This is a genomic window from Cyanobacteria bacterium GSL.Bin1 (genome assembly GCA_009909085.1).
Taxonomy (GTDB): Bacteria; Cyanobacteriota; Cyanobacteriia; order Cyanobacteriales; family Rubidibacteraceae; genus Halothece.
Genome location: JAAANX010000141.1, coordinates 1 through 6,072 on the forward strand (window position 1 = coordinate 1; position 6,072 = coordinate 6,072).

The 6,072-nt window shown below is 43.6% G+C and carries 5 protein-coding genes; 3 read left to right on the plus strand and 2 right to left on the minus strand.

The window, feature by feature from the left end; all coding sequences use genetic code 11:
- Nucleotides 1-121: 121 nt before the first annotated feature.
- Nucleotides 122-2,248, minus strand: coding sequence for a hypothetical protein (locus GVY04_17185; protein ID NBD17794.1), 2,127 nt, complete (start codon nucleotides 2,246-2,248; stop codon nucleotides 122-124).
- A gap of 665 nt (nucleotides 2,249-2,913) precedes the next feature.
- Here GVY04_17185 and GVY04_17190 point away from each other — a divergent pair.
- The 3 genes from GVY04_17190 (at nucleotide 2,914) to GVY04_17200 (ending at nucleotide 5,154) form a co-directional block, all read left to right on the plus strand.
- Nucleotides 2,914-3,291 (plus strand): DUF423 domain-containing protein, encoded by a 378-nt coding sequence (locus tag GVY04_17190; protein ID NBD17795.1) that lies wholly within the window; start codon nucleotides 2,914-2,916, stop codon nucleotides 3,289-3,291.
- Between the two features lie 149 nt (nucleotides 3,292-3,440).
- Nucleotides 3,441-4,523 (plus strand): nitronate monooxygenase, encoded by a 1,083-nt coding sequence (locus tag GVY04_17195; protein NBD17796.1) that lies wholly within the window; start codon nucleotides 3,441-3,443, stop codon nucleotides 4,521-4,523.
- 100 nt (nucleotides 4,524-4,623) lie between these two features.
- On the plus strand, nucleotides 4,624-5,154 hold the full coding sequence (locus GVY04_17200; protein ID NBD17797.1) for a hypothetical protein: 531 nt from the start codon (nucleotides 4,624-4,626) through the stop codon (nucleotides 5,152-5,154).
- A 104-nt stretch (nucleotides 5,155-5,258) separates the two neighbouring features.
- Here the strand turns inward: GVY04_17200 and thiL are convergent.
- A partial coding sequence (thiL, locus tag GVY04_17205) for a thiamine-phosphate kinase (GenBank protein ID NBD17798.1) occupies nucleotides 5,259-6,072 on the minus strand: 814 nt, incomplete at its 5' end.

Consider the following 6,072-nt stretch of genomic DNA (forward strand, 5'->3'; position numbering starts at 1 on the left):
GTTTAAGGTGTTCCTGAGCCTGTCGAAGGATGTCCTGTCGGACTTTTATTTGTTTGGTGACGATTCATCCCCCACTAATCTGACGCTATAGTGGGGGATGAATCGTCACATTAAGATAAAGTTAAACAAAGGCAAAATTATCAGCGGTTAAATGATCTGCTGCAACGTCAGACAGAATCGCTAAGTCTTGAGTGTCAGTTTTAATGAAAGTGTGATCGCCATCTTGAGTAAGATTTAGATCGCTAAAACTAAGACCCAAACCAGCAATACCCAGAACGTCCTCACCGCTCGTAAAGTCAGTAATTATGTTAGCTGCTGCGGGAAGTTCGGCATTAGCAATCCAGAATTGGTCTGCCCCTTCACCGCCAGTCATGATATTGTCACCATCAGAAGTCACGAAGAAACGATCTGCACCTGCTGCCCCGATCGCGCGATTATTCACACCCAAAATAAAAGTATCATCGCCGCCATCGCCATAAAGGCGGTTATTCCCTTCCGATAAAGAAGCGTCAATTAAATCGTTACCTTCTCCAGCAAAAACTAAATGGTTATTCCCTTCAATTTCGATAGTATCTGCCTCTGCTGTCCCAAAAATCGGATCAAGTTTCCCTTCTAATTGAGACTCGATAAAAGTAGAAAGTCCCTCTAAATTGTCCGTATTGATTAAATCAACACCTGCTTCGTAGAGGGGTTCCCAGACATTAGGGGCATCTTGGGGTAAATTCCAAAAGCGGAAGATTTTGTCTTCTGCTTGGACTTCCGAAACGATGTCATTGAGTTCGGCTTCAGTATCTTCAGGAATTTCTCCTATCCCATCCCAAGCCAACTCATCAGTAAAGAAGTTATTCCAGTTATCGCTGATCAGGGGCATAAAATTGGGATCAGTATCAGTGCCGATGTCATCTTTGCGTCCGTCGTAGCCGGCGTAACGAACCTCCTGACTTTCCATAAATTCGCGGGGGCGATCCCCTGAGATGATTGGCGTTACAGCACCAGGGGTCACCGTGTAATCCCCCGATTCATCTTGAGTGTAAGTTGTCAATAATCCAGGCGATTCGGCTTCATACTCAGCTAACACTTCATCCAATCTTTGATAAGTAGAAAGTCCCTCACTCTTAAGATCGACTAAAAGCGTTAAAGGCGTACCATCTGCATAAACACCTCCATTATCAAACGCTTCTTTTAACTCTTGTAAAGGATCTAAGTAAAGTTCTTCTAGGGTCGGTAGAATCGTCGGATCTTCTACAGGATCGTGAGCGACTCGTAGGTTTTCGTTATCATCGGGATACAGCCAAATATCAGCTTCGACACTAACAAAACCGTTGCTGAGAGCATCCAAGAGCGGATATTGATGTTCGTAGTCGTTGTGAGCGTGAGTATTGGGTAAAGCTTCTTCTCTAGGAGTGGGAACAGAGGAAGAGACGCTAAAGGTAGTGGTAACTGGATAGTGATCTGAAGCTAAATCCGTTGAGTCATTAACAACAATCTCACTGCTTTCGACTTCAAATTCGTCGCCATTTTTAATCGCAATATAGTCAATGACGCCATCAAAATCTTCTGAGGGAACGGTATCGCTGTCATCGTCGAAAGGACTAACAATTTGATAACCCAGGTCTTCGAGTTCTTCAATGGTTTCAGGATTATTGTCCACTAATTCTCCATCACTTAAAACGGGATTGAGATCGGCATTTAAGTCTCCAGCTAAAATGACCGGTAAGTTAAGACTAACCGCATCATCAATAATATCTAAGCTATCGAGCTGAATCGTCGAATCATCCTCTGTGGGTTCATTAAGATTAGTCAAATGGGTTGCCACAAACTGAAAATCAAAGTCAGTGTCTTCAAATTGAAAATTAGCAATACCTGCTGAGCGTTTTCCATCCCCTGCTGGATTACCCGGCAGTGAGACATTTTCAAATTCGATTAAATCTAAAGCCTCCTCATTGTAGAGAATCGCGTTACCATATTCACCACCGCTAAATTCAATAGCCGGTGCTTCTAATGCCACCCATTCTTGACTGGTTAGCTCTGAGAGATTTGCAGCAATAACTTGCGGTTGATTGATAAAGCCGGTACGTCCATTGACAATATCATTCTCTTGTAAAGCAACAACATGAGACTCGGTATCAGCAATAACTTCTGCAATCCGGTCTAAATTAACTACATCATCGTTACCACGACCATGATGAATATTGTATGTAACAGCGTTTAGCGTCTTGTCTGAAAGGAGGGATTTCTGTGCGTTCATAAGATGTCTCCAACAATTACTAATCAATATTTTTTTGTGCTTTTGAACTAACAGCAAATATTAGTTCCAAATTCAATGCTGAAAAAAATAATTCCAGTAGCGATTCGATTTAAGTACTGCACTTCTAACTAGCGCTATTACTTGCTGTACTACCAGAGAAAACTCCCAGCTTTGAATGAGTCGATTAAGATAGATACTGATATAAACCAGGACTATCTTAAGTAATTAGAGACAAATTGGACACTAAGAGAGAGTTAAGTTTTGAATAAATGTTTGAGCGAAAAAAGTATAGAAAAAAACAATTTCATTTTGAGTGTCTTTGCATTAAAGTGAACAAAATTCCATTTCAATTGAGCTAATCAAGCTTTTTGGCTTAAGCCTAATTGATTTAGCTGATTCTAGAAATATTTAATTTTGATATATTCTATAAAATTAGATACACGACATCCCTTAAATACGAATTACTTCAACTGTGTATCATTTTTATCAGGCTTTAACCTAATTCTCATTAGGTGTGACAAGTTGGATCGGCTAACAAGCGCTGCGCGATACACTTATTGAATCTGAAACTTTTCAAGGGAGCTTCTGAGACAATTAAACCTTTAAATGTGTTGCTGATCAAAATTGCTAGCGTGGAGAGAACAGATAGAAAGAGTAAGAGAGTGATGACTCGAATTTTTTTAGCAATCGCAGCAATTTTAGCCGGCACCTCAGTTGCAGCTGGAGCATTTGCTAGTCATGCCCTCAAAGATCAACTGAGTGAAAGGGCACTGGAAATTTTTGAGACTGGGGCTGAATACCAGATGTATCATGCTTTAGCATTGCTAGTAGTCGCATTGCTATTGAATCGTGCTGAGGCATCGCAAACACCGCTAATCGCTGCCGGTTTCGCCTTTATCTTGGGGATAGTCATTTTTTCAGGTAGTTTATACGCCCTCAGCTTGACAGGGATCAAAGGGTTAGGCGCTATTACTCCCTTAGGAGGTGCAACATTTCTGATCGGTTGGGGTTGTCTTACTATTGCCGCTTTCGCATTTAAATAAATGATTGGCTGATCATAACGAAGCGTTCAAAGTTAAGGTGATAACTTGTCTATTATTTTATATACTTATACAATTAAACTGCTAGATAGTTATTAAACCTGTTTAGGCTCTGGTGTGATCGACGTGACCTCGTAAGATAAAGAACCATTATGACAACCCTTCCAACTCTTCAGATTGGTAACCATATCCCCCGCTACCCCATCATTCAAGGTGGAATGGGAATTAGAATTTCCGGTGCGCGTTTAGCGAGTGCTGTCGCCAATGCTGGCGGTATCGGCATTATCTCTGCTGTTGCCTTGGGGTTTGGTTCCTCCTATTTTGATCCCAAGCAACGCGGGAAAAGAAATATTTTTGAAGCGAATCGTTTAGCCTTAATCGATGAATTGCAAAAAGCCCGTCAACTGAGCCCCGATGGAATTATTGGCATTAATTCGATGGTTGCCGGACAAGATCATGAAACTTTAGTGAGTACAGCAGCAGCAAATGGCGCAAATTTGATTATTGCTGGGGCAGGATTACCAATGCATTTACCCGAATATACCCGTGATTATCCCAATGTTGCCCTGGTTCCTATTATTTCGAGTACAAGAGCGGCAAAAGTGATTTGTCGCAAATGGCAACGTCAACATGGACGCTTACCGGATGCCTTTGTGGTGGAAAATCCCAACTCAGCAGGCGGTCATTTAGGGGCGAAAAAAGAGGAGTTAGGAGAACCGAATCTCAGTGCAGAACAAGTGATTCCCGAATTAATTGCTTATCTGCGAGAAGACTTGCAAGTGGAAATCCCTGTGATTGCTGCGGGTGGCATTTGGGATCGCTCGGATATTGATCGCGCTTTGAGGTTAGGGGCAAGTGGCGTCCAAATGGGAACCCGTTTTATTACAACGGATGAATGCGATGCGGATTGGAAATATAAAGCATATCATCGTGATGCAAAACCAGAAGATGTGGTGATTGTTCCCTCACCGGTTGGACTTCCGGGACGAGCATTAAAGAATTCCTTCGCGGAAAAAGCGATGGCGCAAGCCCCGGATTTAGACAAACGTTGTTTTGGCAGTTGTCTGCAAGTTTGTAGCTGTCGCGATCGCGCTGAACACTATTGTATTGCTCGGGCTTTAGATAAAGCCGCTCGTGGAGATGTAAACAATGGACTAATCTTTGCTGGTAGTAATGCTGGGCGTGCTGAGCGAATTATTCCAGTTGCCGAATTAATGGCAGAATTGGTGGGTTAAGAGAGAGTGGGACCGGTATAATACAACGAACGGTTTGATGTATCAACAGCTTCAAGATGACCGGTTGGTTACCCCAAATTAACCCCATCACCCAGGACCAATGCTGATTAGTGCCGATTTAAACCTTCCTTTTTCCCGCTCTCTCGTGTATAGGACTTATCGCGATCGGCTAGTTGAGTTAGTCCCCTATATACCCAATATTCGAGCCGTTGAAATCAAATCCCGTCGTCAAGAGAATGAGCAGCTTTTCTGCACCAATATTTGGCATGGGGGCGGCAAAATTCCGATAGCCTTCAGAGCCGTGATGGGGGAAGCAATGCTTTCTTGGACTGAATATGACATCTGGGATGAATCAAACTTTACACTGGAGTGGCGCATTGAAACCCATGCCTTCACAGAAGCCGTTTTTTGCGCGGGGAAAAACTGCTTCCTTGGCAATAATGATACGACTCTTATCGAGACGCGAGGAGAGATGAAAATCGATCCAGCACAAATTAAAGGATTTCCCCAGCCTTTTCGGGATAAAATTGCTAGGATAACCGAAAATTTTTTAGGGAAAACGATTATCCCTAACCTCATCCAAATGAGCAAGGGAGTGCATCATTATCTGGAACAAACAGCAACGAACTGAATCTCTGAAATGGATTAATTCATGCGACACATAGCCCTCTCCTTGTCTCCCCAATCAATCTGTAGCAAACATTGATCAATTTTAGATGAGTTCCCTAGATATGGTTACGCTTCACTAGAATTGCCCCAATGCTGAAACCCTTGACTTAAATCCAGTGTCCAACTTTGCCCTGAGGAATAACTAGTTGCTTCTACTTGCGGTTCGGCTGTAATTTCACCAATAATGCTCGCTCCATTACCCAATTTTTGCTGTAATTGCTGTGCTGAATGTCTCGGCAGGGTTAACACTAGCTCAAAATCTTCTCCCCCGTAGAGCGTCCATTGCAAGGCTTGCTCTTGGGAAACCCACCGCGATAGAACTTTGGGAATAGGAAGCGAGTCTAAATCAATGTTGGCTCCCACGTGGCTGGCGCGACAAAGTTGTAAAATTGCATCAGCTAAACCATCACTGCTATCCATACCAGCAACACGAAATTCCGGTAACACTTCCCCCAGCAAGGGCAATACATCTAGCCGGGGTTTCGGACGTTGGTGCGCGTGAATCAGACGCTGGCAACTCACTGTATCGAGTTCAGATTGCCGTTCTGGGTGTAATAATAACTCTAACCCTGCCCGAGATGCGCCGTGTTCTCCCGTCACTAAAATCACATCTCCCACCTGAGCATCCTGACGCCGAATCACTCGCTGCGGTTCCACTTTGCCAACAGCAGTAATCGCAATCGTAACCAGGGAAGACCGGGTAACATCTCCGCCCCACAGGACCGTTTGGTATTGCTGTAAACACTCACTTAAGCCTTCATAGAGGCGTTCCACCCAAGCCACTGGCACGGTCTTCGGTAAACTTAAGCCAACCGTAATCCCCCGAGGCGTTGCTCCCATCGCCGCTAAATCAGATAAATTAGCAGCAACGGCGCGCCAA

What these genes read in the sequence shown, in the direction of transcription:
- GVY04_17200 (NBD17797.1), top strand. Translation starts at nt 4,624, where the DNA reads ATGCTGATTAGTGCCGATTTAAACCTTCCTTTTTCCCGCTCTCTCGTG.
- GVY04_17190 (NBD17795.1), top strand. Translation starts at nt 2,914, where the DNA reads ATGACTCGAATTTTTTTAGCAATCGCAGCAATTTTAGCCGGCACCTCA.
- GVY04_17185 (NBD17794.1), bottom strand. Translation starts at nt 2,248, where the DNA reads ATGAACGCACAGAAATCCCTCCTTTCAGACAAGACGCTAAACGCTGTT.
- GVY04_17195 (NBD17796.1), top strand. Translation starts at nt 3,441, where the DNA reads ATGACAACCCTTCCAACTCTTCAGATTGGTAACCATATCCCCCGCTAC.